The organism is Nocardioides cremeus, assembly GCF_030518195.1.
Classification (GTDB): domain Bacteria; phylum Actinomycetota; class Actinomycetes; order Propionibacteriales; family Nocardioidaceae; genus Nocardioides; species Nocardioides cremeus.
On sequence record NZ_JAULSC010000005.1, the window covers coordinates 180,056 to 205,865 of the forward strand.

The window sequence follows — 25,810 nt, forward strand, 5'->3', positions numbered from 1 at the left end:
CACCCATCCACGCGCGCTCATCGGAAGAGGCGAAGCAAGCCGTGCCGCAGTCCCCCAGCAGTTCCCCCTCCACCTCCCCCGAGGTCTCCGACGACTTCGGTGCCAACGAGTGGCTCGTGGAGGAGATGCACGAGCGCTACCGCAAGGATCCGAGCAGCGTGGAGCCCAGCTGGGCCTCCTACTTCGAGGCCAACGACAACGGCACCGGCTCCGGCAAGGCCGAGGGGAAGACGACCCCTCAGCCCGAGAAGAAGGCCGAGAAGAAGCCCGAGGCCAAGTCGGAGGAGAAGTCCGAGGCGAAGCCGGAGTCGAAGCCCGAGCCGACGTCCTCCGACAAGCCCGCACCCGTCGCCAAGCCGCGGCCCGAGACCAAGGCCGCCGAGCCCTCGAAGGGAACGACCACCCCGATGGCCAAGGAGTCCAAGCCCCCGGCACCGGCCGAGGCCAGCGACGAGCCGACGTACAAGGTGCTGCGCGGCGCGCCGGCCCGCACCGCGGCCAACATGGACATCTCGCTGACGGTGCCCACCGCCACCTCGGTGCGCTCGGTGCCGGTCAAGCTGCTGTGGGACAACCGCACCGTCATCAACAACCACCTCGCCCGCGCCCGCGGCGGCAAGGTCTCCTTCACGCACCTGATCGGCTACGCGCTGGTCAAGGCCCTGAAGTCGATGCCGGAGATGAACAACTCCTACGCCGAGGTCGACGGCAAGCCCAACCTGGTCACCCCCGCCCACGTCAACCTCGGGCTGGCCATCGACCAGAAGAAGTCCGACGGCACCCGCCAGCTGCTGGTGCCGAGCATCAAGGGCTGCGAGGCGATGGACTTCGCCGGCTTCTGGACCGCCTACGAGGACATGGTCACCAAGGCCCGCGACAACAAGCTCGGCGTCGTGGACTTCCAGGGCACCACCATCAGCCTGACCAACGTCGGCGGCCTGGGCACCAACCACTCCGTGCCGCGCCTGATGACCGGCCAGAGCGCCATCATCGGCGTCGGCGCGATGGAGTACCCGCCGGAGTGGCAGGGCGCCTCGGAGGAGGCGATCGCCCGCAACGCGATCTCCAAGGTGATGACCCTGACCTCCACCTACGACCACCGCGTGATCCAGGGCGCGCAGTCGGGTGAGTTCCTCAAGCGGGTCCACCAGCTGCTGCTGGGCCAGGACGGCTTCTACGACGAGATCTTCCGCTCGCTGCGCATCCCCTACGAGCCGATCCGCTGGGGCCACGACATCGCGACGTCGCACGACGACGAGATCAGCAAGCAGGCGCGCATCCTCGAGCTGATCCACGCCTACCGGGTGCGCGGCCACATGATGGCCGACACCGACCCGCTGGAGTACCGCCAGCGCACCCACCCCGACCTCGAGATCGAGACCCACGGGCTGAGCCTGTGGGACCTCGACCGCGAGTTCGCCACCGGCTCCTTCGGTGGCACCGGGCGCCGCTTCATGCGCCTGCGCGACATCCTGGGCATCCTGCGCGACTCCTACTGCCGCACCACCGGCATCGAGTACATGCACATCATGGATCCCGAGCAGCGTCGCTGGATCCAGGAGCGCGTCGAGCAGCCGCACACCAAGCCGCCGCGCGAGGAGCAGCTGCGGATCCTGCTCAAGCTCAACCAGGCCGAGGCCTTCGAGACGTTCCTGCAGACCAAGTTCGTGGGCCAGAAGCGGTTCTCGCTCGAGGGCGGCGAGACCACGATCCCGGTCATCGACGAGATCTGCGAGGCCGCCGCCGAGTCGGGCCTCGACGAGGTCACCATGGGCATGGCCCACCGTGGCCGCCTCAACGTGCTGGCCAACATCGTGGGCAAGAACTACTCCCAGATCTTCCGCGAGTTCGAGGGCAACATCGACCCGCGCACCGTGCAGGGCTCCGGCGACGTGAAGTACCACCTCGGCGCCGAGGGCGAGTTCGAGGCCGAGAGCGGCGAGACCATCAAGGTCTCGGTGGCCGCGAACCCCTCGCACCTCGAGGCGGTCGACCCGGTGCTCGAGGGCATCGCGCGCGCCAAGCAGGACGTCCTCGACCAGGGCAGCGCCTACCCGGTCCTGCCGCTGCTGGTCCACGGCGACGCGGCCTTCGCGGGCCAGGGCGTCGTCGCGGAGACGCTCAACCTCTCCCAGCTGCGCGGCTACCGCACCGGCGGCACCGTGCACCTGGTGGTCAACAACCAGGTCGGCTTCACCACCTCGCCAGGCTCGTCGCGCTCCTCGCTCTACTGCACCGACGTGGCCCGGATGGTCCAGGCGCCGATCTTCCACGTCAACGGCGACGACCCCGAGGCCTGCATCCGCGTGGCCCGGCTGGCCTTCGAGTACCGCCAGGCCTTCAACAAGGACGTCGTCATCGACCTGGTGTGCTACCGCCGTCGCGGGCACAACGAGGGCGACGACCCGTCGTACACGCAGCCGCTGATGTACGACCTGATCGAGCAGAAGCGCTCGGTGCGCAAGCTCTACACCGAGTCCCTCATCGGCCGTGGCGACATCACGATCGAGGAGGCCGAGCAGGTCCTCAAGAACTACCAGCAGCAGCTCGAGCGCGTCTTCACCGAGGTGCGCGAGGCCACCGGTCACCCCTCGGAGTGGACCACGGTCCCCGACTACCCCGAGAAGCCCACGGGCGAGGCCGACACCTCGGTGCCGCTGGAGTACCTCAAGCGGGTCGCCGACGCGTACGTCACCCCGCCCGAGGGCTTCACCGTGCACCCCAAGGTGATGCCGCAGCTGCAGCGTCGCGCCAAGGCCATCACCGAGGGCCCCATCGACTGGGGCACCGGCGAGGTGCTGGCCTTCGGCGCCCTGCTGATGGAGGGCCGCCCGGTGCGCCTGGCCGGCCAGGACTCGCGTCGCGGCACGTTCGTCTCGCGCTTCGGCACGATCATCGACCGGGTCAACGCCGACGAGTGGACGCCGCTGTCGTCGCTGACCGAAGACCAGGCCAAGCTCTACCTCTACGACTCGCTGCTCTCCGAGTACGCCGCGCTCGGCTTCGAGTACGGCTACTCCGTGGCGCGTCCCGAGGCGCTGGTGCTGTGGGAGGCGCAGTTCGGCGACTTCGTCAACGGCGCCCAGACGGTCATCGACGAGTTCATCTCGGCCGGCGAGACCAAGTGGCGCCAGCAGTCGGGCGTCGTGCTGCTGCTGCCGCACGGCTACGAGGGCCAGGGTCCCGACCACTCCTCGGCCCGCATCGAGCGCTTCCTGACCATGGCCGCCGACGAGGCGTTCGTGGTCGCGCAGCCCTCGACGCCGGCGTCGTACTTCCACCTGCTGCGCCAGCACTCGCTGGGCGAGGCGCACCGGCCGCTGATCGTCTTCACGCCGAAGTCGATGCTCAAGCGCAAGGAGGCCGCCTCGCAGCCCGAGGACTTCACCTCGGGGACCTTCCGGCCCTTCATCGGTGACGCCGACGCGGACGCCTCGAAGGTCGACACGCTGCTCATCTGCTCGGGCCGCGTGACCTGGGACCTGATGGTCGAGCGGGCCAAGCGGGAGGGCTCGGAGCGCTTCGCCATCGCGCGCGTCGAGCAGCTCTACCCGCGTCCGCTCGACGACATCAAGGCCGAGATCGCGCGCTACCCGCACCTCAAGACGGTGCGCTGGGTGCAGGACGAGCCCCGCAACATGGGCCCGTGGCCGCACTACCAGCTCAACGCCTGGCCCGAGGTCGACGCACAGGTCGAGCCGGTCACCCGCCCGGAGTCCTCCTCCCCGTCGGTCGGCACCGCCAAGCGCCACCAGGCCGAGCAGAAGGACCTGCTCGACCAGGCGTTCGCCTGAGGTCATGTACTACACGGACCGGGGCATCGAGGAGCTCGAGCGACGCCGGGGTGACGAGGAGGTCACCCTGGCGTGGCTGGCCGAGCAGCTGCAGGCCTTCACCGACACCCACCCGGAGTTCGAGACCGCGGTGGAGCGGCTGGCGACCTGGCTGGCCCGGCTCGACGATCCGGAAGACTGACCTGTCAGAATCCGGACGCGGGGGCGGTGGCGTGGCTACACTCCGGCCATGAGCACGGACGCCACCCCCTCCCCCGCTCCCGACAGCTCCTCGGTGGCCTACCCGCCGGCGCCCTGGCAGATGGTGGGCCAGATGTGGGTCTCGGTCTTCCGCGTCGGTCATGACGTGGACGACCGGCACCGGCGGGGGATCTACGGCGCCGCCTTCGTCTCCTATGAGGAGGGCAGCCCGCTGACCTACTCCGAGCTGCTGGTGGCCCGCGTGCTGCGGACCCCCGCCGGCGAGCGACGGGTCAGCATCACCGACATCTGGGTCGACTCCCCCGCCTCGGTGGCGGGCGGGCGCGGGCTCTGGGCGATCCCCAAGGGGCTGGGTGACTTCGAGTCGTCGACCTCGCAGCGGGGCCCGCTCTCGCGGGCGTCGTGGTCGATGCGCACCGACGGCATGCCGGTCGCGAGCGCACGCTTCAGCGACCTGTCCGCACTGGCGCCGCGGCTGCCCGCCAAGGGCGGCACCTGGCAGGCGCCGATCGACGCCCACACAGTGCCGGTGGAGACCGACATGGCCGGGCGCTCGAAACTGGCTCCCTGCACCGCACGGTGGGACTTCGACGCCGCCGGCCCGCTGGGGTGGCTGGCCGGCCGCCGCAGCCTGGCCTCCTTCCGCCAGCGCGACTTCACGCTGTCGTTCGGCTGACCCGAGTCGGCCGGTTCGAACCAGCCGGGTCGCGAGTCGGCCGGTTCGAACCAGCCGGGTCGCGGCTCAGTCGTCGGAGCGCTCGGCGGCGCGGCGGGCGGCCTCGCGGATCTCGAAGACCTCGGTGGCCAGGCCGCCCAGCGCGCCGGCCACGCCCCTGACCGCGCCGGTGATGATCGTGGCGACCTCACCGACGGTGGTCGCGGCTGCCTCGACGGCGCTCTGCGCGGCGTCCTTGCCGATCTCGGCGCGGCTCAGCCGCTCCTCGCCGTGCTGCTCGGGGGTCTGGCTCATGGCCCCAGTCTCACCGCCAGCGGCGTCGTTGACCAGGTGGGCTGGCTCACGCACCGCCTCCGGCTGCACAAGGATCAGGCGGCGGCGGGCTGCGCCGCGGCCGGTGCCGCCTGATCGCTGCGACGGCCCGGGAGGGCGAGACGGCAGATCTTGCGCGCCACGCTCAGCAGCTGCTTGCCCAGCGGACCGGTGTTGTAGGGCAGCCCGTAGCGCTCGCAGATCTCCTGCACCTCACCGGAGATCTCCGGGTAGCGACGAGCGGGCAGGTCGGGGAAGAGGTGGTGCTCGACCTGGAAGGACAGGTTGCCGGTCATCAGGTGGAACAGCGGGCCGCCGTCGATGTTGGCCGAGCCCAGCAGCTGGCGGTAGTACCAGTGCCCGCGCGACTCGTCCTCGCACTCCTCCTCCGAGAAGGTCGCCACGCCGGCCGGGAAGTGCCCGCAGAAGATGATGTTGAAGGCCCACACGTTGCGCACCAGGTTGGCGGTGGCGTTGCCGGCCAGGGTCAGCGGGAAGAACGGACCCGTGAGCGCCGGGAAGAGCACGTAGTCCTTGAACGCCTGGCGGCGCACCTTGCGCATGATGCCGGCGTGCAGGGCCTTGTTGTCGGCCAGGGAGCGGCGCCCGGCGACGATGTTCTCGACCTCGAGGTCGTGCATGGCCACGCCCCACTCGAAGAAGACCATCAGCAGGAAGGCGTAGGCCGGGTTGCCCAGGTAGTAGGGGTGCCAGGGCTGGTCCTCGTCCATGCGCAGGATGCCGTAGCCGATGTCGCGGTCCTTGCCCAGCACGTTGGTGAACGTGTGGTGGATGTAGTTGTGGGAGTAGCGCCACTGCTCGGAGGGGCACACGTTGTCCCACTCGTACATCCGCGAGCTCAGGCCGGGCTCGCCCATCCAGTCGTACTGGCCGTGCATGACGTTGTGCCCGATCTCCATGTTGTCGAGGATCTTGGAGACGCTGAGCGCCGCCACGGCCAGCGGCCACGCCGGCGGCAGGTAGAACAGCGCGCGACCGGCGACCTCGAGGCGACGCTGCAGGCGCACCACCCCGTGGATGTAGTCGGCGTCGGCCTCGCCGAGGTCGGCCAGGACGCGCTGGCGGATCGCGTCGAGCTCGGCACCCAGGGCGTCGAGCTGGTCAGGTGTCAGTCGGGGGGTGCCGGTGGTGGTGCCGGTGGTGGTGCTGGTCATGGGAGGTCCTCTCGGTGGGGCGCCCGGGGGCGCGGGAGATGGCTCAGAGGTCGAGGGTGCAGCTGCCGACGGGGGCCGAGACGCAGATCCGCACGTCCTCGTCGGGCCGCGAGGACTCCTCGCCGGTGACGACGTCGCGCACGGTGCCGCGGGTCTTGCGGGTGGTGCAGGAGAAGCAGATGCCCATCCGGCAGCCCGTCTGCGGGCGCAGCCCGAGGGCCTCGGCCTGGGCGAGCAGCGTCTCGCCGGTGTTGGCCGCGCCGAGCCCGCTGCGGGCGAAGCTGGTCTCGCCCTCGGCTCCCTCGGCGCCCGGGGCGGTCGTCGGCGCCTTGAAGTGCTCGACGCGCAGTCGCGCGCTGCCGTCGTACGCCGCTTGCACGGCCTGCACCAGCCCCGTGGGCCCGCAGGCCCAGGTGTCGGTGTCGCGGAAGTCGGGCACCAGCCGGGCCAGTGCGGCGGGGCTGAAGCGCTGCCCGCCCTCGCCGGTGTGCACCAGCCGCACGTCGACGTGGTTGTCGAAGCGGGCGATGGCGGCGAGCTCCTCGGCGTAGATCTGCTCGGCCGCGCTCCGCGCGTAGTGCAGGAACGTGACCGGGCGGCCGGCGCGCCCGTCGTAGCCGTCGCGCAGCAGCGTGCGCAGCATCGACATCACCGGGGTGATGCCCGATCCCCCGCTGACCAGCAGCAGCGGGTGCGGGGTCGGCGTCGCGGGTGTCGCGTGCATCGTGAAGTCGCCGCCGGCCTGGCTCAGGTGCAGCAGGGTGCCGGGGGCGGCCGTGGCCAGGTGTCGGGAGACCGAGGCACGCTCCTGGCCGTCGTCGTGGGCGCGCACCGTCAGCGTGAAGCGCTCCCCCGGGCCGGAGGCGGCCGAGGAGACCGAGAAGCAACGGGTGGCCCGGCGCGCCCCGGGCAGGTCGACGCCGACCTGCACGTGCTGCCCGGCGCGGTGCCCGCGCCAGGTCGAGGTGGGCTGCACGGTCAGGGTGCTGACCGGGTGCACACCCGTTGTCTCGTGCCGCACGTCGACGACCCGGCCGCGCACCTCGTGAGCGGCCCAGAGCGGGTTGACCTGCTCGAGGAACCGGTCCACGCCGTGCGGCGAGGCGAGGGCTGCCACGGCGCGGGACTGCAGGACGGTGCTCAGGACACCCATGGACTGCCTCCTCGATTCAGTGAACGCGCGTACACCGAAACTATGCGGGCCAGCGCGTGCCGACGTCAACGGCGCTCGCGGGTGAGCCGCACCACCCGGGGGCCCGGGCCAGCAGCGGCGCGTCCACCGCGCGGCGCTAGCATCGAGGTGTGACCCAGACCCGTGTCGAGCGCAAGGAGCGCACCCGCCGAGCGATCCTCGACGCAGCGCTCGAGCTCTGCGAGGACAGCAGCCTGGTGGCGCTCTCGCTGCGCCAGGTCGCCAAGGAGGTGGGGATCGTCCCCACCGGCTTCTACCGCCACTTCGACTCCATCGAGTCGCTGGGCCTGAGCCTGGTCGACGAGTCGTTCGCCTCGCTGCGCGCGCTGCTGCGCGACGTGCGGCGCGACCAGGGCTCGACCACCGACATCGTCGACGGCTCGGTCTCGATCCTGGTCGACCACGTGCACCGGCAGCGCTCGCACTTCGCCTTCATCGCCCGCGAGCGCACCGCGGGCCAGCCGGCCGTCCGCGAGGCGATCCGGCACGAGATCGAGCTGTGCGAGCGCGAGCTGGCCACCGACCTCGCCCGACTGCCCGGCACCACCGACTGGTCGCCCGAGGACCTGCGCATCCTCTCGGGACTGATCGTCTCGGCGATGGTGGCCGTGGCCGAGGAGATCCTCGCCGCCGCCCAGCGCCCCGAGGCCGAGAAGCAGATCGTGGAGAAGGCCCGAACTCAGCTCCGGATGGTGCTGGTCGGCGCCCTCAACTGGCGCTCGCGCACCTGAGGCGCACCGCCCGCCGGCCCGCTAGCCCCGGGGCGTGAGCGACAGGTCGGTCAGCACCGCGTCGTCGGGCAGGTCGAGCGCCTGCAGGATCGCCGCGGCGACGGTGGCCGGGTCGATCCACTGCGACGGGTCGTAGTCCTTGCCCTCCTGGGCGTGCACCTTCTCCTGCATGGCGGTGGCGGTGCGGCCGGGATAGATCGTGGTCACCCGCACGCCGTGCCCCGACTCCTCCGCGCGCAGCGAGTCGGCCAGCGCCTTGAGCCCGTGCTTGCTGGCGGCGTACGCCGACCACTGCGGCTTGGCGACCAGCCCGGCGCCGGAGTTGACCAGCACCACGGTGCCGCGGGCCGAGCGCAGCGCCGGCAGCGCGAGCCTGGTCAGGACGGCGGGGGCCACGAGGTTGACGGTGACCTGCTCGACCCAGGCCGCGGCCGACAGCTCGGCCACCGTGCCGAGCTCGACGACGCCACCGGCGTGCACGAGCGAGTCGAGCCGCTGCGGCAACCGGTCGGCCAGCGCCTCGACCGCAGCGGGGTCGGCCAGGTCGGCGACCAGCGTGCGGGCACCGGGACAGGCCTCGGCGAGCTCGCCGGCACGCTCCTCGGAGCGGGCCAGCAGCCACACCTCGTCGCCGCGCTCGCGCAGCCGGTGGGCCAGGACCTCGCCGATGCCCGAGCCGGCGCCGGTCAGCAGGTGGGTGCGGGTGCTCATGGTGGCGCTCAGCGGGTCAGGACGACCTTGCCGAAGACGTCGCCGTCGATCATGGCGGCGAAGCCCTCGGGGGCCTGCTCCATCGGCAGGACCCGGTCGACGAGCGGGCGGGCGCCGGTCGCGTCGAGCATGGAGACCAGGGAGGCCAGCTCGTCGCGGGTGCCCATCGTCGAGCCCACCACCGAGAGCTGCAGGAAGAAGATGCGGGTCAGCTCGGCGTCGTCGAGCTGGGGGCCGGAGGTGGTGCCGGAGATGACCAGGCGACCGCCGGGCTTCAGCGAGCGCACCGAGTGCGACCAGGTGGCCCGGCCGACCGTCTCCATCACGGCGTCGACCTTGACCGGCAGCCGGGCACCGGACTCGAAGACCTCGTGGGCGCCGATCTCGAGCGCACGGGCGCGCTTGGCCTCGTCACGGCTGGTGGCCAGCACCCGCAGCCCCGCGGCACGGCCCAGGATGATCGCCGCGGTCGCGACGCCACCGCCGGCGCCCTGCACCAGCACCGTGTCGCCGGCGGTCAGGTCGCCGCGGGTGAAGAGCATCCGGTAGGCGGTCAGCCAAGCGGTCGGCAGGCAGGCGGCCTCCTCGAAGGACAGCGAGGCCGGCTTGGGCACCACGTTGCGCCGCGGCACGACGACCTTGTCGGCGAAGGTGCCCTGGTGGCGCTCGGAGAGCAGCGAGCGCTTCGGGTCGAAGGTCTCGTCCCCGCTCCAGGACGGGTCGCTCACCACGGCGTGCACCACGACCTCGTTGCCGTCCTCGTCGAGGCCCGCGGCGTCGCAGCCGAGGATCATCGGCAGCGCCTCCTGCTTGAGGCCCACGCCGCGCAGCGACCACACGTCGTGGTGGTTCAGCGAGGCGGCCTTGACGGTGACCGTGGTCCAGCCCTCGGGGGCCTCGGGCTCGGGGCGCTCTCCCACCACCAGGCCGGACAGCGGGTCGTCGGAGGAGAAGGAGTCGGCGTAGACGGCGAACATGTGGTTCACGTTACTGGTCGGCGACCACCCGCAGCGGTGAGGGCCCGCACCGTGTCAACGTCAGCGTCAACGCCAGCGTCAGCGGCGCGCGACCCCGTCGCGCCGCGCGGCGTCGGCGACCGCGCTGGAGACCGCGCCCGGCACCCGCTCGTCGAAGGGCGAGGGGATGATGAAGGTCTCGCTGAGGTCGTCGCCGACCAGCTCGGCCAGCGCGTTGGCCGCCGCGAGCTTCATGCCCTCGGTGATGCCGGTGGCGTGCACGTCGAGTGCGCCGCGGAAGATCCCCGGGAAGGCCAGCACGTTGTTGATCTGGTTGGGGAAGTCCGAGCGGCCGGTCGCGACCACGCGCGCGTACTTGTGCGCCACGTCGGGGTGCACCTCGGGCGTGGGGTTGGCCAGGCCGAAGATGATCGCGTCGGGGGCCATCCGCGCGACGTCCTCCTCGGGCACGGTGCCGCCGGAGACGCCGAGGTAGACGTCGGCGCCGGCGAGCACGTCGCCGAGGGTGCCGGTGCGGCCGGTCTTGTCGGCCGTCATCTCGGCGAGCGCCTTCTTGACCGGGGTGAGGTCGCCGCGCGAGGAGTGCAGGACGCCCTTGCGGTCGGTCACGGCCAGGTCGGTGATGCCCGCCTCGAGCAGGATCTTGGCCACCGCGACACCCGCGGCGCCGGCGCCGGAGATGACCACGCGCGTGGTCGCGGCGTCGCGGCCGGTGATCTTGAGCGCGTTCTTCAGCGCGGCGAGCGCCACCACGGCGGTGCCGTGCTGGTCGTCGTGGAAGACCGGGATGTCGAGCATCTCCTTGAGCCGGTCCTCGATCTCGAAGCAGCGCGGCGCGGAGATGTCCTCGAGGTTGATGCCGCCGAAGCTCGGCGCCAGACGGGCCACGGTCTCGATGATCTGCTCGGTGTCGGTGGTGTCGAGGCAGATCGGGACGGCGTCGACGCCACCGAACTGCTTGAACAGCACCGCCTTGCCCTCCATCACCGGCATCGCGGCCGCCGGGCCGATATCGCCCAGGCCGAGCACCGCGGTGCCGTCGCTGACGACGGCCACGGTGTTGGGCACCCACGTGTAGTGCTGGGTCATGCTGGGGTCGGCGGCGATCGCCTCGCACACCAGCGCCACGCCGGGGGTGTAGGCCAGCGACAGGTCGGCGGCGTCCTTGAGCGGCGCGGTCGCGGCGATCCGCATCTTGCCGCCCCGGTGCAGGTCGAAGACGGGGTCGCCCTCGAACGGGTGGCTCGTGGCGGTGGCCGGCTGGGGCGGCTCGGGGACTGAGGACATCTCGTTGAGGTCTTTCCAGGCTGAGGGCCGTCGGGGACGGATCCGGCTCGACGGGCGGGGTGGTGCCTCGGAGCGCCGGGACCCGGGCGGGGTGCGCGTGCTCGCAGTCTCGCACAGCGCGAGCGACGCCCCGGGGGGCGTCCCACCGTGCGGTGGGTCACAGCACGCGAGCGGTCAGCGGCCCGGAGCGGCCCTGCGCGGCCGGAGCCGGCGGGGCCGGGGCCAGGCCCGCGCGACCACCACGCCGAGCACGTCGGGGTCCGCGACGGGCCCCCGGTGCCGCGAGTCCACGCCGACGTCGGGGTCGTCGCTGAGCAGCCACCACCCCGCGGTGCCCGAGGCCGTACGCCGCCTCTCCACCGCGCGCTTGACCGCGAGCGTCCCGTCGGCCAGGCGTGCGACCACCACGCACCCCGGTCGCACCGGGCGCCGGTAGGAGACCAGCAGCCAGTCGCCCGGGCGCAGGCCCGGACGCATCGAGTCGCCGCGCACCAGCGCCCAGCCCCAGGGCGCTCGGCCCGCCCGAGCGGGTGGGGACGTGTCGCTCACGCGGAGTAGTGTCCCAGCCAGAAGCCAGACGACGTACGAGAGGACCTGCATGTTCGCCAAGCTGTTCGCACCCACCGTCGAGGTGTCCGCCCACTGCGACCTGCCCTGCGGTGTCTACGACCCCGCGCAGGCCCGCATCGAGGCCGAGTCGATCAAGGGCATCATCGCCAAGGTCGCCGACAACGACGACCCCGACTTCCGCACCCGCGCGATCATCATCAAGGAGCAGCGCGCCGAGCTGGTCAAGCACCACCTGTGGGTGCTGTGGACCGACTACTTCAAGCCCCCGCACTTCGAGAAGTACCCCCAGCTGCACGTGCTGGTCAACGAGGCCACCAAGCTCGCCGGTGCCTCGGGCGCCAAGGGCGCGCTCGACGCCGAGGTCGCCGACCAGCTGCTGGCCAAGATCGACGAGATCGCCGAGATCTTCTGGGAGACCAAGAAGGGCTGAGCCCCTGCGCAGGTCGTCTGACCTGCAGCTCCACCTGGTCGACGCCGTCCCGGTCCGCAGCGAGTCCGCTGGCGGGCCGAGGGCGGCGTCGAGCACGTTCCGGGTCCTGGCCTCGCGGACGGCTCAGGGGGTGGCCCGAGCGGTGGTGCTCCTGCATTCCACATGGTGCCTGCTGACCGCCTGGCCGGTCGTCTACTATCGGAGACCGGAGACGAGAGCTCCACACGAACGCGTTTGGGGAGTCGAGACATGCAGCAACGGGTGAGCAACCTGGGTCCCCTCGAGGCCGTCATCATGGAGCGGCTGTGGGCGCGCGGTCGACCGACCCCCGTGCGTGCGGTGCTCGACGAGCTGGAGCACGAGCGCAGTCTCGCTTACACCACCGTGATGACAGTGATGGACAACCTGCACCGCAAGGGCCTCCTGGGGCGGGAGCGGGTCGGACGGGCCTACCACTACGTCCCGGTGCGGTCTCGTGAGGAGCACACTGCTGCGCTCATGAGCGAGGTGCTGGCCGACACCGCCGATCGTGGGAGTGCGTTGCTGCACTTCGTCGAGCAGATGCAGCCCGAAGAGCTGGACCGACTACGTTCGGCTCTCGACCAGCGCAGCTCGACGAAGAGCGAGGGCGAGTGATCGCCGACGTCGCGCTGGTCGTCGTGGCAGTTCTCGCCGCGACGCTGGGGCCGAGGTTGTTGCAGCGCTCCACGTCGATCGAACGATCGCCCTGGGTGGGCATCGTCCTGTGGCAGAGCCTGAGCGTGTCAGCCGTCGCGGCTGTCGTGCTGACCGGGGCGGCACTCGCGTTGCCCGCGGTGCCCCTCACCAACGACCTGGCCGCACTGCTCTCGGCATGCGGTGCGGCGTTGCGCGCACAGTACGAGACTCCTGGTGGTGCGGCAGCCAGCGCGACGGGCGCCGTCCTTGCCGTGAGCGTGCTGGGGAGGGTCATCTACTGCCTGGCGGCGGAGGTCGCCCTGGCGCGCAGCCAGCGGGCTCGGCTGCGGCGGTCGCTGCTCATCCTCGCCCAGACCGACCCGTGCACCGGCGCCCTCGTGCTCGAGCACGAGGCCCCGGTGGCGTACTGCGTGCCCGGCCACGGCGGTCGCGTCGTGATGACCAGCGCAGCACTCGAGACGTTGCGGCCCGACGAGCTCGAGGCAGTCATGGCGCACGAGCGCGCTCACCTGGTCGCGCGTCACCATCTGGTGCTCGCCGTCTCGAGAGCGCTGGCGAGAGCGTTCCCGGGGGTGCCGGTGTTCCGCGATGCTCATGTGGCCCTGACGCGGCTGGTGGAGATGCACGCCGACGACGTGGCTGCCAGCTGCAACGAGCGCCTCAGCATTGCCACGGCCGTGGTCCGCATGGCGGAGTCGAAGGCGCCCGCCGCCGCGCTCGGTGCCGGCGGTCCGACATCCGTGGCCCGAGTACGACGCCTGCTCGCGCCCGCAGACCCGCTGCGGGCCAGCGGCGTGGCGGCGGCGCTGGTCATCGCCGCTGTGCTGGTTCTCGCGCCTCTGGGCATCCTCGCCGCACCCGCCGTGGTTGCTGCGACCGCCGACCTGTGCCCCATCGACTTCCCCACCGACACCGTCTGACTGCACCCCGCACGGGGTGCAGCCACGGCGTACCGACCCCGGCGTGGCTGCGGGCCGGTGGCTAGATCGGAGGCTGCCATCCCGCGATCAGGCCCTGCATCCGGCTGATGAGCGCGGTCCAGACCCCGGTGACCTGCAGCAGACCGAGCAGCACCAGCACGGCGCCGCCGGCGGCAGTGACGGCGCGGGCATGTCGGCGCGCCCACGCCACCGAGCCCATGAAACGTTGCATGCCGGCTGCGACCAGGATGAAGGGGATGCCCAGCCCGGCGCTGTAGGCGAAGGAGAGCGCAGCACCGCGACCTGGGTCGGCACTGCTGGTCGCCAGGGTGAGCACGGCGGCCAGGGTGGGCCCGATACAGGGCGTCCACCCGAGTCCGAACAACGCACCGACCAACGGTGCACCGGCCAGACCGGTCCGCGGACGACGGTTGATCCGTACCGTTCGGTTCAACCATGGCAGCCGCCACAACACCCCGCTGAAGACCAGTCCGAACAGGATCGTCAACGCGCCGAGGATCCGGATCAAGGTCTCCTGGTGCTCGAAGAGCAGCGCCCCGAGCGAGCCGAACAGGGCGCCGTACGCGGTGAACACGGCGGCGAAGCCAGCCACGAACAGCACCGCGCCGGTCTTGGCGCGACCTCGCCGGTTCCTCTCACCAGTCTCGGCATCCTTTCGCGTCGCGTCGGCAGGGAACGGCACGTCCTGACCCGCGAGGCCGCCCACGTAGGAGAGGTAGCCGGGCACCAGCGGCAGGCAGCACGGCGAGAAGAAGGACAGGAGTCCTGCCGCCACCGCCACGAGACCAGCCAGGATCAACGGTCCGTCGAAGACGAGCCCCTGCACGCCCTCAGCCAGCGTCGCCGCCGACATCCGGTGCCTCCTTCGACGACCCGGGCGTTGGCTCCAGCACGTCGTCGACCAGGGCACGCAGGGTGCGGTACGTGGCCTGCCCGATGACCCGGGCGGCGACATCGCCGTCACGGTCGACCACCAACGTGCTGGGGATCGCATTGGGGGGCAGCATGGCGCGCAGTGCGAGCAACGCCTCGCCCGACTGCTCGGTGGTGATGCTGGGATAGGTGAGCCGGTACCTGCGCTCGAAGGCGATCGCGGCGTCGTCGGTGTCCCGGACGTTCAGACCCACGAACTGGACGCCCTCGGCGCGAGTCTCCTCCCAGACCCGTCGCAGCCCCGGTGCTTCGGCACGGCAGGGTGGGCACCACGATCCCCAGACGTTGATGACGAGCACCGACCCGTCGTGCTCCGCGGTGTCGAACTCGGACCCGTCCAGCGTTGCGCCGCGCAGCCGCGGCAGTGGCTCACGGTCCGCCACGGCGATCTGCTCCACCACGCCCTCCCCCGTGATGTACCCGGGCCCGCCTGAGCTCCCAGTGGTCGGAGAGCCACAGGCAGCGAGCAGCACCGCCGAAAGGGCGGCAACCACCGTGAGCCGCCCACCCGCCACACGCGTCCGCATACCGCCTCCACACCAGTCAGCATCTACTAAGAATGATCGTATCAAGATGCTCTGATTCGACCGGACTGCACCCGTGGTTGCTGACGTGGGGAGCGACGTCGCCATCGTCGCAACCCGCCGCGCGCCGAGCCCGACGCTCTCACCGCGTCGATCTGCGAGACCGCGCTCCAGCAATGACCACTCCGGCGATCGCCGCGCCAGCTGCCACTACCAGCCCGATCCAGGACACGGTGGACGCCGCGTCGTCGCCACCGGCGTCATTGGAGTCCGTGCGCTCCTGGTTCTCTAGTGGATCGAGAGGCTGCTCACCGCTGGGGCTGGGCGACGCGGTGCGCTGCCGGACCAGTGCAAAGCTGAGGGAGCCCACGACGGGGTGGCCGTCGCGCGAGACGGCTCGGAATTCGATCTCGTAGATGCCCCGCCGGGCGGCCGACCGCACGGGGATCACGAGCGTCCTAGCGTCGATCTCCACCTCTCCGCGACGAAGCTCCTGGCTGTTCGGTCCGGTGACCGAGCCCGAGCCGGATCGCGGCCGCTCGCCGAGGTCGATGCGCACCTCCTCGGGCAACGCCGCGACCTCCTCGCCGTTGCGCGGCGAAGTTCCGACCACCTCGTCGTGGGCGAACGCGGCCGTCGGCACGAGCAGCCCGAGCAAGACCGTCGTCGCGACGTACCCGACCCATCGCACGCGCTTCCCCGTCCCCGATTGATGCGGAGGCCGCCGACCAGACGACCACCGTCCCATTACTATTATGCATCGTAGTCACGTGAAAGAGATGCCATGATCAGGACCGTCCACCGACGGAACTGGCGAGGCCGCACGCTCCGGCTGGCCGTGGTCGCGTTCCTCGGCGTGGTCGCGATGCTGGTCGCCGCTTCGCCCGCCAGCGCACATCCGGTCCTGCTCTTCAGCGATCCGGCGTTGGATGGAGCCGTTCCCGACTCTCCGGGATCGGTCAACCTGGTCTTCAACGAGCCGGTGGTCTCCACGGACCGAGCCGTGGCCATCACCGACAGCAGTGGTTCGGCTGTTCCGACCTCGCCGCCGAGGACCGAGAAGGGTGGCACGGTCCTCACCGCATCCGTGACCCAGAAGCTCGAGCCGGGCATCTACCAGGTCCAGTGGGAGGCCACCGGGGTGGACGGGCACGGCGCGAGAGGTGAGTACCGCTTCGCGGTGGGCACCGTGATCACCGGCGACCAGACAGCCAGCACCAGCCAACCCACGGACTGGTCCGCGGCTGGCCTCAGGTGGCTGCTGCTGGCAGGTTTCGCCGTGGCCTTCGGAGGGCTCGTGGGCGAACGCATCACGTCCCGGGCCGGCCGGCGGCACGCCGGGTTGCCCAGCGTGTGCTCCTGGGCCCAACTGGGCGCCCTCCTCGGTCTTTTCGCCGCCACAGCGGCCGCAGCCCGGCTGGCACTGAGGGCGGAGAGCATCTCGGTCCTGTCGGAGAGCGCAGCCGGACGCGTCGTGCTGGCCCATGCACTGGGCTTCGGGGTCGCTCTCCTGCTCCTCGCACTGCGGCGGCCTTCGTATGCGCTGCTTCCGCTCCTCGTCGTTGCTCTCGCCGAGGGCGTCGGCTCGCACAGCGAGATCGAGCTCCCTGTGGTCGGCGGTTTGCTGACCGCCGTCCTGGTTGCAGCCGGAATCTGGGTCGGGGCACTGCTGCACGTAGCACGAGCTGCTGTGAAGTGGCGGGCCACCAGAGCGGCGGTCCAGTGGGCGTTGCTCCGGTATGCGCAGATCGCCACGATCTCGTTCGTGGTGATCGTCGTGACCGGCTTGACCATGGCACTGCTGCTGGTGCCGCTGCCTGCACTGACCGGCACAGGCTACGGACGCGCGCTGCTGGTCAAACTCGCGGCTGTGGTCGCCGTGGTCGGAATGGCGCTGGCGGCACGGCGGGCCCTGCGGTCCGAGCGGCTGGGTCGCGCGACCCGGACGGCACGGTTCGAGGCCGTCACGCTCGTCGTCGTGCTGGGCGCCACGTCCGTCCTCGTCTCCACGCCCACACCGGGCGCCTTCAGCGCCCCTCCTCCCCCGCCACCCACCGGAGTCGCCGTTCCCGCCGGCGGCCTGGCCGGTCAGGTCGGCGTGAACCTGGTCGCGAGCGAGGGCCAGGTGGTCGTCCGGCTGACCACTCCCAGCGACGGCAACGAGTACGACGTCAGCGAAGCCCCGGACTACACACTGTCCGCGCAGCTGCAGTCTGCGACCGGGACGCAGGAGCCGGTGGAGTTCCGGGCCTGCGGCGAGGGCTGCTTCGTCGCCGCCCTCGACTGGGCCGACGGCGACAACGTCCTGAATCTTCGTGCGACCGCGTCGGGGTGGCGCGGTGGCAATGTCGCAGCCCTGGTCCCGTGGCCGGCGGAGCCCGCCGAGGACCTGCTGGAGCGCACGCTCCGGGTGCTTGACGACTTCGACCAGGTCACCATCTACGAGGCGGTGACCAGCGACGGCGAGGCAGGGCTGCCGCAACCGAGCCCCGCGACCCTCAGCATGGCTGAATTCCTCGAAGGCGAGCCGTACAGCGCGGGCGTGGCGCCGATCGCAGCCAGGAGCACCGCCGACTCCGGCGCCACCAAGCTGCTGATGGGCTTTCCCTCCGCTGGGACCTACGTCGAGGTCACGCTCGATGGTCTCGGACGCATCAGCCAGGAGGTCCTGGCGGCCCCGAGCCATTCCATCAGCAGGAGGTTCTTCTACAAGGACGACTGACAGGGACCCCGTAGCACCGCAGCCTCCACCGGGGAGGCACCCACGACGATGGCACGGGCTCGACTCAATGCCTGCTCGCAGCGTCCTCCAGGATCTTGGCGACCAGCTCGTCGAGCGTGTCACGGTCGAGGCGTCCGATGTGCTGGTCGACGATCTCACCATCCGGCGCGAGGAACAGGGTCACCGGCAACCCCGGTACCTGGGTCGCGCGCAGCAGCTCGGCGGCAGGGTCGACGACCTGCGGGTAGCGCACCCCCACCTCCTCCAGGAACGGACCCGCAACAGTGGACGGATCCTTGGTGTCGACCCCGAGGAATGCGACCTGCCCGCCGAGGTCGTCGTGAGCAGCCTGCAGCATCGGCATCTCCGCTCGGCAGGGCCCGCACCAGGTTGCCCACAGGTTCACCACCATCGCCCTGCCCCCGAGGTCGCGCAACCGCACCTCCTCCTGTGAGGTCAGGCAGCGCAGGCTCAGGTCGGGAAGGACGCGCACGCCACCGCCTTCGCCGTTCGCGTCTCTACCGTCCCGTCCGGCCGGGTTCCGAGACGGCAGCGACGAGCAGCCGGCCGATCCAGACACGGCGACCGGCGCAGGGGCGAGGTCGCTCGACCCCGCAGCGCTCCCGGATGGCTCCGGCGAGGTCCTCGCACAGCCGCCCGCCACCAGCACCAAGGACACCAATGTCACAGACGACCGACGTATCCACACGGCACCAACTCTACTACCGAACGTAGTACGCTGCGTTTGTCATGAGAGCCGCTGCCACCATCTTCCTGCTCGGACGGAAGTCCTCGCCGCCGTCCTTCCACCCCGTCACGATCGGTGCTCGATGACTCAGCTGCACGCAGACAAGCCCCATCGCGAAGATCCGGACGAGGCCGCGGCGACGATCTCGCCCTCACCGGTCGGCATCGGCGTGCTCGGATGGGCCAGATGGGCGTGGCGCCGGCTCACCAGCATGCGCACGGCAGTGATCCTGCTGACCCTGCTGGCCCTGGCCGCGGTGCCGGGCAGCCTGTTGCCCCAGCGGGGCGTGGCGAGCGACCCCGCCGCGGTGCCGCAGTTCTACGCCGAGAACCCTGACATCTCCCCCTGGCTGGACCGCGTGGGACTCTTCGGCGTCTACGCCTCACCATGGTTCGCTGCGATCTACCTGCTGCTCCTCGTGTCGATGACCGGTTGCGTGCTCCCGAGGTGCGCCAAGCTCTGGCGCGACTTCCGTAGCGAACCGACGAAGGCTCCGACCAGGCTGGATCACCTGGAGGATCACCGCCGAGACGTCTTCGTCGGCAGACGTGATCACGGAGAGACATCGACGTCCCGGGTGGACGCGCTCGAGCTGGTCGAGTCGGCGCTGCGGCGGCGTCGCTTCCGGGTCCGAGTGGCTGACGGAGCAGTGAGCGCCGAGAAGGGGCACGTCCGCGAGGCCGGCAACCTGCTCTTCCACCTGTCGTTGCTGGTGCTGCTGTTCGGGATCGCCGGAGGCAGGCTGTACGGCTACGAGGCGCGAGTCGCGGTCGTGGCGGGCGAGTCGTTCACCAACGTCGCCTCCCAATACGACGACTTCAGCCCGTCGGTCTGGACCGACGTCAATGCGCTCGAACCCTTCAGCTTCCGACTGGAGTCCTTCGAAGCTGACTTCGAGACCTCCGGAGCCCGCCGCGGTGAGCCTCGATCCTTCGATGCGCGCCTCCGGGTCGAGTCCGGCGAGGACTCGTGGACGGCGCACGTACGTCCCAACCAGCCCCTCGAGATCAACGGCACCAAGATGTTCCTCACCGGGCACGGCTACGCGCCCGTCGTGACGGTGCGCGACGGCACCGGCGCCACCGCGTACTCCGGCCCGGTCATCTTCCTCCCCGCCGACAACAACCTCACCTCCGACGGCGTCATCAAGGCACCGGATGCCCGCCCTGCCCAGCTCGGGCTCGAGGGGCTCTTCCTACCCACTGCGGCCGACATCGGCGACGGCGCCTTCTCGGCCTACCCCGACCTCGTCAACCCCCGGCTGCTGCTCACGGTCTGGACCGGGGACCTCGGGCTCGACGACGGGTTGGCCCAGTCCGTGTACACCCTCGACAAGTCGCGGCTCCAGCAGGTCATGCGACCAGGCTCCGATCAGCCCTTCGGTCCCCAGCTCGCCCCCGGCCAGACGGTGCGACTCCCCGACGACCTGGGCACCGTGACCTTCGACGGAGTCCGCCGGTTCGCCAACTTCCAGGTCGCCCGCGACCCCGGCAAGGAGCTGTCGTTGCTGGCGGCGCTCATGCTGCTGGGCGGACTGACCACCTCGCTGATCGTGCGCCGCCGCCGCGTCTACGTGCGAGTCCACGACGACGCCGGGACGGTCGTGGTCCAGTACGCCGGCCAGTCCGCGACTCGACGTGGACTGCCGCACGGCGAGATCGACTCGATCGCCGACGACGTACGCCACGAGCTCGACCGCCACCGGCAGCCCCACCGGAAGGATGCACCATGACCACCGACCTCCTCGCCCGCCTCTCGGACGGACTCGTCTACTCCACCATCGCCGTCCTGGCGCTCGCTTTGCTCGCCCACGCGGCGTCCACCGCCTTGAGGTCGCTGCCCACACGGCATCCCGGCGCGTCGTCGACGCTCAGCGTCTCTGCCCAGGTTTCGGCAGCAGGCGCTTCCCGTGCTGCCGAGGCCCCCGGAGCCACCGGGTCCACCAGGGAGCGCGACGCCACGGACACCCGGGCAGGCGAAGGACCCGGCCGCGTGGTGGGCGCCTCCGCAGTGAGTCTCACCGTGCTCGGGACGCTGTTGCTCCTCGCCGGCGTCATCGTGCGTGGGTTGGCCGCCGGCCGTGCGCCCTGGGGGAACATGTTCGAGTTCCTCCTGGTGCTCTCGCTCGCGGCCGGGGGTGCCTACGTCGCGCTCGTGCGACGTCGTGCCGTCCGGGAGGCGGGGGTCTGGATCGTCGCCCTCATGCTGTTGGCGCTCGGCCTGGCTGTCACGAGCTTCTACACGCCCGTCGACGACCTGGTCCCGGTGCTCGACTCGTACTGGCTCGTCATCCACGTGGCCGCTGCCATCATCTCCGGCGGGGTCTTCACCATCGGCGCCATCACCGCCGCCCTCGGCATCCTGCGGAGGCGGTGGGAGGCCCGACCCGTCACCGAACGGTCACAGCGCTACGTCGCCGCACTGCCGACCGCATCCTCGTTGGACCGGGCCAGCCACGCCGTCCACGTCTTCGCCTTCCCCGTCTGGACGTTCGCCGTGATCGCCGGGGCGATCTGGGCCGAAAACGCATGGGGCCGCTACTGGGGCTGGGACCCGAAGGAGACCTGGGCCTTCATCACCTGGGTCTTCTACGCCGCCTACCTGCACGCCCAGAGCACCGCAGGACTGCGAGGCTCGCGCGCCTCCTGGTTCGCCCTGGCGGGCTACGTCGCATTCCTGTTCAACTTCTTCGGCGTCAACCTGTGGATCTCCGGCCTCCACTCCTACGCCGGAGTCTGAGGCGGCACCCGGATGCGGATGCGCCTCTACCTCGCCCCGACGGATCGGCACCGTTCGGTGACCTGGGTCGCCGCGCTCGGCGCTGCCGCCAGCCTCGCACTGCTGACGTTCGGCCTACCGCCGATCGATCTCCACCCACCCTGGCACCACCTGGGACTGATGGACCCGCTGTGCGGGGGCACCCGATCCGCGCGGCTGACGATGGAGGGAGACCTCGCCGAGGCTTGGCGCTACAACCCCCTGGGCATCGCCGCGGTCCTCGCCGCCTTCGCGACCCTCGGCCGAGCAGCGCTGGGTGTGGTGAGCGGTCGGTGGGTCGACGCGCACGTCCGTTCGACGAGGACAGCGACGCGAACCCTCTGGACGCTCGCAGCCTCGACCTTCATCGCGCTCTGGGTCCGGCAGCAGCTCATCGCCGATCTGCTCGTCCAGCAGGCCTGACCCCTGGCGTCGATAGACCTGGCATGAAGGCGGTGCCGCGGCCGTGGGCGTGCCTGACTCCCCGCTGACGTCCCAGCAGCGGACCCTTTTCAGAACCCCTTGTACTATGAATCATAGTACACATCGCAGCGGGAGAAAGGACCACCTCGTGGGAGACATGGATGGACTGGGCGGCATGAGCCTGCTGATGGGCTTCGGGATGCTGCTGGGAATGGTGGTCTTCATCGCCATCGTGGCACTGGCAGTCGTGGGCGCCATCTCGCTCACGCGCCGTGGAGGTCGAGGTGACCGGAAGCTCGAGACCCACCACGGACGCGAGCCAGACGACGAATCCCGAGCCTGAGCCCGGACTGGCACCGCTGATCACCGCGCGCACACCCCCGACCAGGAGACGAGAACATGCCCCGCACCGTCAGCGCTGAACCTCAGGCCGAGCAGTCCTCCCGAGGCAGCACGGCGTCAGCGCGATGGTGGTTGACGATCGCCGTCGTGGCCGCGCTGCTCGCTGCCGCCGGTTGGTGGGCACTCCGCGCGGCAGACACCTCGGACCAGGCTGGCGGCGTGCTCGAGCACGTGCACGGTCTCGGTGTCGAGCCCAGCACCGGAGCCCTCCACGTGGGCAGCCACTACGGGCTGTTCCGGGTCGATGAGGACGCCGGTGCGCTGGCCGGTCCGATCAGCGACCGGGTACAGGACTTCATGGGCTTCACGGTCGCGGGCCCGGACCACTTCCTCGCATCGGGCCACCCCGGGAAAGGACAGGACGGTCCGAGCTCGTTGGGCCTCATCGAGTCCACCGACGGGGGGCAGAGCTGGACCAACCGGTCGTTGGCAGGTCAGGCGGACTTCCACGCGCTGGAGTACCGCCATGGCCTGGTCTACGGAGCGGACGCAGCGACCGGCGACTTCATGGTCTCCGAGGACATGGAGACGTGGGAGACCCGGTCCACCGGAGGCGTGTTCGACTTCGCGGTCAGCCCGACCGACCCTGGCACCGTGATCGCCACCACCGCGGAAGGACCGGCGCTGAGCACTGATGGCGGTCGTTCCTTCGCGCTGCTCGAGAACGCTCCGCTTCTCATGCTGGTCAGCTGGGACACCCAGGGAACGGTGACCGCGCTGGACCCGGGTGGCACCACCTACACCAGCAAGGACGCGACTAGCTTCGTCAGGGCCGGCTCGCTCGGCGCCCAGCCCGAGGCACTTCACACTGACGACGAGGGGCACGTCTATGCCTCCGTGGAGGGTGGTCTGTGGCGTTCCACCGACGGCGCGCGGACCTTCGCCCGATACCCGTCGAGATGATCCGGAGGATCACGGCTCTCCAGACGACGCCGGCCCCCGATACGCCGCAGGAACGCTGGCGCCCTAGCCCAAGAACGTGCTGACGGCGGCCGCCGGTCTGCTGTTGGGCTTCACCCAGGCCCTGGCACTGGTGTGGCTGGCCGCGGTGCTCGGCGCCGCGATCGCCTTCGCACTGTCCCGGCACCTGGGCCAGGCATCGTTCCAGAACCTCGGCTCAGATCGCATCGCGCGGCTCGACGCGCTCGTCGCCGAGCGCGGGCTGGTCGTGCTCCTGGCGCTCCGCCTGGTCCCGGTCGTGCCGTTCACGGCCATCAACTACTTGGCTGGGCTCACCCGGATGTCGTGGACAAGCTACCTGCTCGGCCCTGCACTCGGGATCGTGCCCGGCACCGTCGCCTACGTCGCGGTCGGCGCCCACGGCACGGACCTGGGGGACCTGGCAGTCCTCGCTGTCGTGGGGGCGCTCATCGTCCTCTCGGTGGCCGGCGTTGACACGCCGAGCGTTCCGGGTCCGTGCACGACCAGACCATGTCGCTGCGGCTGGCCGCTGAGCGCCGCCGCGATCCCCTTCTCCTGGCCAGCTGGACCAGGACAGCATCACCCTGGGCCGCGACGCAGTGGTCCCGCGGATCTCCCCCTCGACACCTTCGCGGTCGGCGCGGGCGGCAAACCCGCCGCTCGGAGCGGGCAACAGTCCGATCAGGGCATGGTCGAGCTGTCCGCCTTGGCCACCGCCGCCGGATATCAGGCCGAGGTCCTGGTCAGTTGCCTGTGGCAGCTGCCCCCGGCCGGCTACCGGCAGACAGCACAGTTCGGAGGACCTGCCCCTGAGGCGTCATCCCCCGAGCCGGGCGACCGTGACGCCCCGCTGCTGTCCCATCGCTGTCTCCTGACAGCTGCTGCGACAGCCACGACGGCGAGCAGTCCCGCGACTCGACCGGGCCACGGTCCGAATCGCACGGCGATCGACATGCCTGTCGCCATCGGCACCTCGACAAGACTGCTGGTCGATTCGCGCGACGGCAGCTGCTCGATCACGCGGCCATCGGGACCGATGGCACCCGATAGCCCGTTGATCGAGGACACGACCACGGACCGGCCGACCTCGGCGGCCCGGGCCCTGGTGATGACCCACTGCTGCTCGAGCTGCGCAGTGCCTAGGAACATGGCGTTGCTCGTCTGGACGGTCACCAGGTCGACTCCCTGCTTGACCTGAGAGCGCACCACGTCGTCGTAGGCGACGTCGAAGCACAACGCCGCCGCGACTCGCAGACCAGCGACCGTGAGGGGCTGCGCAGCGCCTCCCGAGATCATGTCCCGCTCGATGTCCGCGACCCGACTGGAGACAAGCTCTGCGAGCGGCCTGAGGGGAACGTACTCACCGAACGGGACCAGGTGCTGCTTGGTGTAGCGGTCCTCCGGACCCGATGCCGTCCATACGATCGACTGGTTCAGCGCCAGCGAAGGCGACGAGCTGTCGACGATCGCCCCCAGCAGCACCGGCGCTCCGACCTCCGCCACCGCCGAGCTGATGACAGCCCGCGCCTGCGAGTCCCTCGTGGGATCGACGGCGGTGGCGTTCTCGGGCCACAGCACGAAGTCGAGGGCGGGCGCGGACGAGCTTCGAGCGGTCAGGAGCTCGCGTGTCTGCGTGAGCTGGTTCAGGGTCACCCGACGATGGTTGGCCGACACCTGGGTGCCGTCTCCCGGCACCCCCCCCTGGACGACCGCGACGCGGGCTACGCCAGTCTCCTCGACGCCCAGGCGTCCGCCCACCGAGCCCGCACCGAGCAGCAGCCACATCCCGACCACAGCGACGCTCCCCGTAGCGATCACGGGACGAGTCAGGCGCAGGGCGGTACGACGTTCGGCCACCGCGGACGCGACGCCAGCTGCGGATGCCCCCATCAGCACGACCAACGCCCCAGCTCCGGCGACTCCTCCGATGGCCAGGAACGCCCCCCAAGGGACGTCGACGGCGGTGTAGCCGAGGCGGCCCCATGGCATGCCGCCCCAGGGCACCGAAGACCGCATCGTCTCGACTGTCGTCCACACGAGGGCCATCCATGCCGGCCAGCCCGGGAGGTTCCGCACCAGCGTCATCGCACTGCCGGCCAGGACGAGCCAAGCCGCTTGGACGAGCGTGAGTGCCCCCCAGGCTGCGACGGCGATGGACTCGCTGAGCCACCACAAGGTGGTGCCAAAGAAGACCAAGCCGAACACCCCGCCAGCCGCTCCTCCTACGACCACGGATCGGCCGGTCACGGCGACGACCAGAGCAGCGACCCCGATCGGGGCCAGCCAGGGCATCGACCACGGGGGAAATGCGAGCGCCGTCAGGACACCGCCCACAGCCGCGAACGACAGGGCGCTGGGACGGGCATGCCTCACCGGACCTCCTCGACGACCAAGTACTATCGACGATAGTATGCACTCCATGAGCAACGACAACCTCGCCTGCACAGCGGCGCACGAACCGGCAGCATCCCGCGAGCCAGTATCGGCCTCGGGTCCCGGAGGAGTAGATCTGATGGGCCTGATGACGCCCGGCGGCCATGCACATCGACATCGCCCTGCTCGTGCAGTCTGCCGTCCCGGACGCGCCGTTGCCGCCGGGCCACGTGGCAAACAATCCCTTCGTCATCACGTCGTGCGAGCGTGGATATGAGCAACGACACCATCTCGACCATCGTCATCGGCTTGTTCGCACTCACGGTCACCGC

25 protein-coding genes and 1 pseudogene are annotated in these 25,810 nt (G+C 70.6%); 14 read left to right on the top strand and 12 right to left on the bottom strand.

Features of this window, described 5'->3' with window-relative positions:
- Positions 1-41: 41 nt before the first annotated feature.
- Genes QWJ41_RS07850 through QWJ41_RS07860 form a run of 3 tightly spaced genes read left to right on the top strand, consistent with a single transcriptional unit; the run spans position 42 to position 4,671 of the window.
- Positions 42-3,794: a multifunctional oxoglutarate decarboxylase/oxoglutarate dehydrogenase thiamine pyrophosphate-binding subunit/dihydrolipoyllysine-residue succinyltransferase subunit gene (locus QWJ41_RS07850; protein ID WP_302707063.1), complete on the top strand. Its 3,753-nt coding sequence runs from the start codon at positions 42-44 to the stop codon at positions 3,792-3,794.
- Between the two features lie 4 nt (positions 3,795-3,798).
- A complete protein-coding gene (locus tag QWJ41_RS07855) occupies positions 3,799-3,975 on the top strand; it encodes a DUF6104 family protein (protein WP_193667517.1) in 177 nt (58 codons plus the stop codon).
- A gap of 48 nt (positions 3,976-4,023) precedes the next feature.
- Entirely contained in the window at positions 4,024-4,671 is a 648-nt protein-coding gene (locus tag QWJ41_RS07860; RefSeq protein ID WP_302707066.1) for an acetoacetate decarboxylase family protein, read from the top strand.
- A gap of 66 nt (positions 4,672-4,737) precedes the next feature.
- On the opposite strand, the gene QWJ41_RS07865 is transcribed toward QWJ41_RS07860, so the two are convergent.
- The 3 genes from QWJ41_RS07865 to QWJ41_RS07875 all read right to left on the bottom strand — a co-directional run bounded on the left by QWJ41_RS07865 (position 4,738) and on the right by QWJ41_RS07875 (position 7,311).
- Complete coding sequence (locus QWJ41_RS07865) at positions 4,738-4,965, bottom strand: hypothetical protein (RefSeq protein WP_302707067.1); 228 nt, start codon at positions 4,963-4,965, stop codon at positions 4,738-4,740.
- 74 nt (positions 4,966-5,039) lie between these two features.
- The gene (locus tag QWJ41_RS07870; protein ID WP_302707068.1) at positions 5,040-6,158 is read right to left on the bottom strand and encodes a fatty acid desaturase family protein; all 1,119 of its coding nucleotides are present in this window, start codon (positions 6,156-6,158) and stop codon (positions 5,040-5,042) included.
- 43 nt (positions 6,159-6,201) lie between these two features.
- A complete protein-coding gene (locus tag QWJ41_RS07875) occupies positions 6,202-7,311 on the bottom strand; it encodes a ferredoxin reductase (RefSeq protein ID WP_302707070.1) in 1,110 nt (369 codons plus the stop codon).
- A gap of 149 nt (positions 7,312-7,460) precedes the next feature.
- Here QWJ41_RS07875 and QWJ41_RS07880 point away from each other — a divergent pair, with 149 nt between their 5' ends.
- On the top strand, positions 7,461-8,081 hold the full coding sequence (locus QWJ41_RS07880; RefSeq protein WP_302707071.1) for a TetR family transcriptional regulator: 621 nt from the start codon (positions 7,461-7,463) through the stop codon (positions 8,079-8,081).
- A 21-nt stretch (positions 8,082-8,102) separates the two neighbouring features.
- Here QWJ41_RS07880 and QWJ41_RS07885 read toward each other — a convergent pair whose 3' ends face one another.
- The 4 genes from QWJ41_RS07885 to QWJ41_RS07900 all read right to left on the bottom strand — a co-directional run bounded on the left by QWJ41_RS07885 (position 8,103) and on the right by QWJ41_RS07900 (position 11,605).
- Positions 8,103-8,792, bottom strand: a complete 690-nt coding sequence (locus QWJ41_RS07885) for an SDR family oxidoreductase (protein WP_302707073.1) — start codon at positions 8,790-8,792, stop codon at positions 8,103-8,105.
- A gap of 8 nt (positions 8,793-8,800) precedes the next feature.
- Complete coding sequence (locus tag QWJ41_RS07890) at positions 8,801-9,769, bottom strand: zinc-binding dehydrogenase (RefSeq protein WP_302707074.1); 969 nt, start codon at positions 9,767-9,769, stop codon at positions 8,801-8,803.
- 78 nt (positions 9,770-9,847) lie between these two features.
- The gene (locus QWJ41_RS07895; protein WP_302707076.1) at positions 9,848-11,056 is read right to left on the bottom strand and encodes an NAD(P)-dependent malic enzyme; all 1,209 of its coding nucleotides are present in this window, start codon (positions 11,054-11,056) and stop codon (positions 9,848-9,850) included.
- Between the two features lie 174 nt (positions 11,057-11,230).
- On the bottom strand, positions 11,231-11,605 hold the full coding sequence (locus QWJ41_RS07900) for a S24 family peptidase (RefSeq protein WP_302707078.1): 375 nt from the start codon (positions 11,603-11,605) through the stop codon (positions 11,231-11,233).
- A gap of 49 nt (positions 11,606-11,654) precedes the next feature.
- On the opposite strand from QWJ41_RS07900, the gene sodN reads away from it, so the two are divergent.
- The 3 genes from sodN to QWJ41_RS07915 all read left to right on the top strand — a co-directional run bounded on the left by sodN (position 11,655) and on the right by QWJ41_RS07915 (position 13,654).
- Positions 11,655-12,056 (top strand): superoxide dismutase, Ni, encoded by a 402-nt coding sequence (gene sodN / locus QWJ41_RS07905; RefSeq protein WP_193667525.1) that lies wholly within the window; start codon positions 11,655-11,657, stop codon positions 12,054-12,056.
- Positions 12,057-12,305: 249 nt separating this feature from the next.
- Positions 12,306-12,692 carry a BlaI/MecI/CopY family transcriptional regulator gene (locus QWJ41_RS07910; protein WP_302707079.1) on the top strand — a complete coding sequence of 129 codons (387 nt, stop codon included), beginning with the start codon at positions 12,306-12,308 and terminating at the stop codon, positions 12,690-12,692.
- The gene (locus QWJ41_RS07915; RefSeq protein ID WP_302707080.1) at positions 12,689-13,654 is read left to right on the top strand and encodes a M56 family metallopeptidase; all 966 of its coding nucleotides are present in this window, start codon (positions 12,689-12,691) and stop codon (positions 13,652-13,654) included. The genes QWJ41_RS07910 and QWJ41_RS07915 overlap by 4 nt, the downstream gene beginning before the upstream one ends.
- Before the next feature lie 61 nt (positions 13,655-13,715).
- Here the strand turns inward: QWJ41_RS07915 and QWJ41_RS07920 are convergent, their stop codons facing one another.
- From QWJ41_RS07920 to QWJ41_RS07930, 3 genes are all read right to left on the bottom strand, one after another.
- Complete coding sequence (locus QWJ41_RS07920) at positions 13,716-14,528, bottom strand: cytochrome c biogenesis CcdA family protein (RefSeq protein ID WP_193667528.1); 813 nt, start codon at positions 14,526-14,528, stop codon at positions 13,716-13,718.
- Entirely contained in the window at positions 14,506-15,006 is a 501-nt protein-coding gene (locus QWJ41_RS07925) for a TlpA family protein disulfide reductase (RefSeq protein ID WP_204797308.1), read from the bottom strand. The genes QWJ41_RS07920 and QWJ41_RS07925 overlap by 23 nt, the downstream gene beginning before the upstream one ends.
- A gap of 268 nt (positions 15,007-15,274) precedes the next feature.
- The gene (locus QWJ41_RS07930; RefSeq protein WP_302707085.1) at positions 15,275-15,823 is read right to left on the bottom strand and encodes a copper resistance CopC family protein; all 549 of its coding nucleotides are present in this window, start codon (positions 15,821-15,823) and stop codon (positions 15,275-15,277) included.
- Positions 15,824-15,970: 147 nt separating this feature from the next.
- On the opposite strand from QWJ41_RS07930, the gene QWJ41_RS07935 reads away from it, so the two are divergent.
- Positions 15,971-17,854: a copper resistance CopC/CopD family protein gene (locus QWJ41_RS07935; protein WP_302707087.1), complete on the top strand. Its 1,884-nt coding sequence runs from the start codon at positions 15,971-15,973 to the stop codon at positions 17,852-17,854.
- A 64-nt stretch (positions 17,855-17,918) separates the two neighbouring features.
- Here the strand turns inward: QWJ41_RS07935 and QWJ41_RS07940 are convergent, their stop codons facing one another.
- Positions 17,919-18,347, bottom strand: coding sequence for a TlpA family protein disulfide reductase (locus QWJ41_RS07940; protein ID WP_302707088.1), 429 nt, complete (start codon positions 18,345-18,347; stop codon positions 17,919-17,921).
- Positions 18,348-18,813: 466 nt separating this feature from the next.
- Here QWJ41_RS07940 and resB point away from each other — a divergent pair, with 466 nt between their 5' ends.
- From resB to QWJ41_RS22040, 6 genes and pseudogenes are all read left to right on the top strand, one after another.
- On the top strand, positions 18,814-20,334 hold the full coding sequence (gene resB, locus QWJ41_RS07945; RefSeq protein ID WP_204797307.1) for a cytochrome c biogenesis protein ResB: 1,521 nt from the start codon (positions 18,814-18,816) through the stop codon (positions 20,332-20,334).
- Positions 20,331-21,341: a c-type cytochrome biogenesis protein CcsB gene (gene ccsB / locus QWJ41_RS07950; protein WP_302707092.1), complete on the top strand. Its 1,011-nt coding sequence runs from the start codon at positions 20,331-20,333 to the stop codon at positions 21,339-21,341. The genes resB and ccsB overlap by 4 nt, the downstream gene beginning before the upstream one ends.
- An 18-nt stretch (positions 21,342-21,359) precedes the next feature.
- A complete protein-coding gene (locus QWJ41_RS07955; protein WP_302707094.1) occupies positions 21,360-21,782 on the top strand; it encodes a DUF2752 domain-containing protein in 423 nt (140 codons plus the stop codon).
- A 175-nt stretch (positions 21,783-21,957) separates the two neighbouring features.
- Positions 21,958-22,125 (top strand): hypothetical protein, encoded by a 168-nt coding sequence (locus tag QWJ41_RS07960; RefSeq protein WP_193667537.1) that lies wholly within the window; start codon positions 21,958-21,960, stop codon positions 22,123-22,125.
- A gap of 146 nt (positions 22,126-22,271) precedes the next feature.
- The gene (locus QWJ41_RS07965; RefSeq protein WP_302707096.1) at positions 22,272-23,087 is read left to right on the top strand and encodes a F510_1955 family glycosylhydrolase; all 816 of its coding nucleotides are present in this window, start codon (positions 22,272-22,274) and stop codon (positions 23,085-23,087) included.
- Between the two features lie 76 nt (positions 23,088-23,163).
- Positions 23,164-23,490: pseudogene (locus tag QWJ41_RS22040) on the top strand (TVP38/TMEM64 family protein); the annotation flags it as partial.
- A 389-nt stretch (positions 23,491-23,879) separates the two neighbouring features.
- Here QWJ41_RS22040 and lnt read toward each other — a convergent pair.
- Positions 23,880-25,526 (bottom strand): apolipoprotein N-acyltransferase, encoded by a 1,647-nt coding sequence (gene lnt / locus QWJ41_RS07970; RefSeq protein ID WP_302707143.1) that lies wholly within the window; start codon positions 25,524-25,526, stop codon positions 23,880-23,882.
- Positions 25,527-25,810 lie beyond the last annotated feature (284 nt).

Coding starts and splice junctions, on each gene's coding strand:
- ccsB (WP_302707092.1), top strand. CDS start 20,331: ATGACCACCGACCTCCTCGCCCGCCTCTCGGACGGACTCGTCTACTCC.
- resB (WP_204797307.1), top strand. CDS start 18,814: ATGCGCACGGCAGTGATCCTGCTGACCCTGCTGGCCCTGGCCGCGGTG.
- QWJ41_RS07960 (WP_193667537.1), top strand. CDS start 21,958: ATGAGCCTGCTGATGGGCTTCGGGATGCTGCTGGGAATGGTGGTCTTC.
- QWJ41_RS07920 (WP_193667528.1), bottom strand. CDS start 14,528: ATGTCGGCGGCGACGCTGGCTGAGGGCGTGCAGGGGCTCGTCTTCGAC.
- QWJ41_RS07955 (WP_302707094.1), top strand. CDS start 21,360: ATGCGCCTCTACCTCGCCCCGACGGATCGGCACCGTTCGGTGACCTGG.
- QWJ41_RS07895 (WP_302707076.1), bottom strand. CDS start 11,056: ATGTCCTCAGTCCCCGAGCCGCCCCAGCCGGCCACCGCCACGAGCCAC.
- QWJ41_RS07885 (WP_302707073.1), bottom strand. CDS start 8,792: ATGAGCACCCGCACCCACCTGCTGACCGGCGCCGGCTCGGGCATCGGC.
- sodN (WP_193667525.1), top strand. CDS start 11,655: ATGTTCGCCAAGCTGTTCGCACCCACCGTCGAGGTGTCCGCCCACTGC.
- QWJ41_RS07910 (WP_302707079.1), top strand. CDS start 12,306: ATGCAGCAACGGGTGAGCAACCTGGGTCCCCTCGAGGCCGTCATCATG.
- QWJ41_RS07870 (WP_302707068.1), bottom strand. CDS start 6,158: ATGACCAGCACCACCACCGGCACCACCACCGGCACCCCCCGACTGACA.
- QWJ41_RS07890 (WP_302707074.1), bottom strand. CDS start 9,769: ATGTTCGCCGTCTACGCCGACTCCTTCTCCTCCGACGACCCGCTGTCC.
- QWJ41_RS07855 (WP_193667517.1), top strand. CDS start 3,799: ATGTACTACACGGACCGGGGCATCGAGGAGCTCGAGCGACGCCGGGGT.
- lnt (WP_302707143.1), bottom strand. CDS start 25,526: ATGGAGTGCATACTATCGTCGATAGTACTTGGTCGTCGAGGAGGTCCG.
- QWJ41_RS07865 (WP_302707067.1), bottom strand. CDS start 4,965: ATGAGCCAGACCCCCGAGCAGCACGGCGAGGAGCGGCTGAGCCGCGCC.
- QWJ41_RS07860 (WP_302707066.1), top strand. CDS start 4,024: ATGAGCACGGACGCCACCCCCTCCCCCGCTCCCGACAGCTCCTCGGTG.
- QWJ41_RS07875 (WP_302707070.1), bottom strand. CDS start 7,311: ATGGGTGTCCTGAGCACCGTCCTGCAGTCCCGCGCCGTGGCAGCCCTC.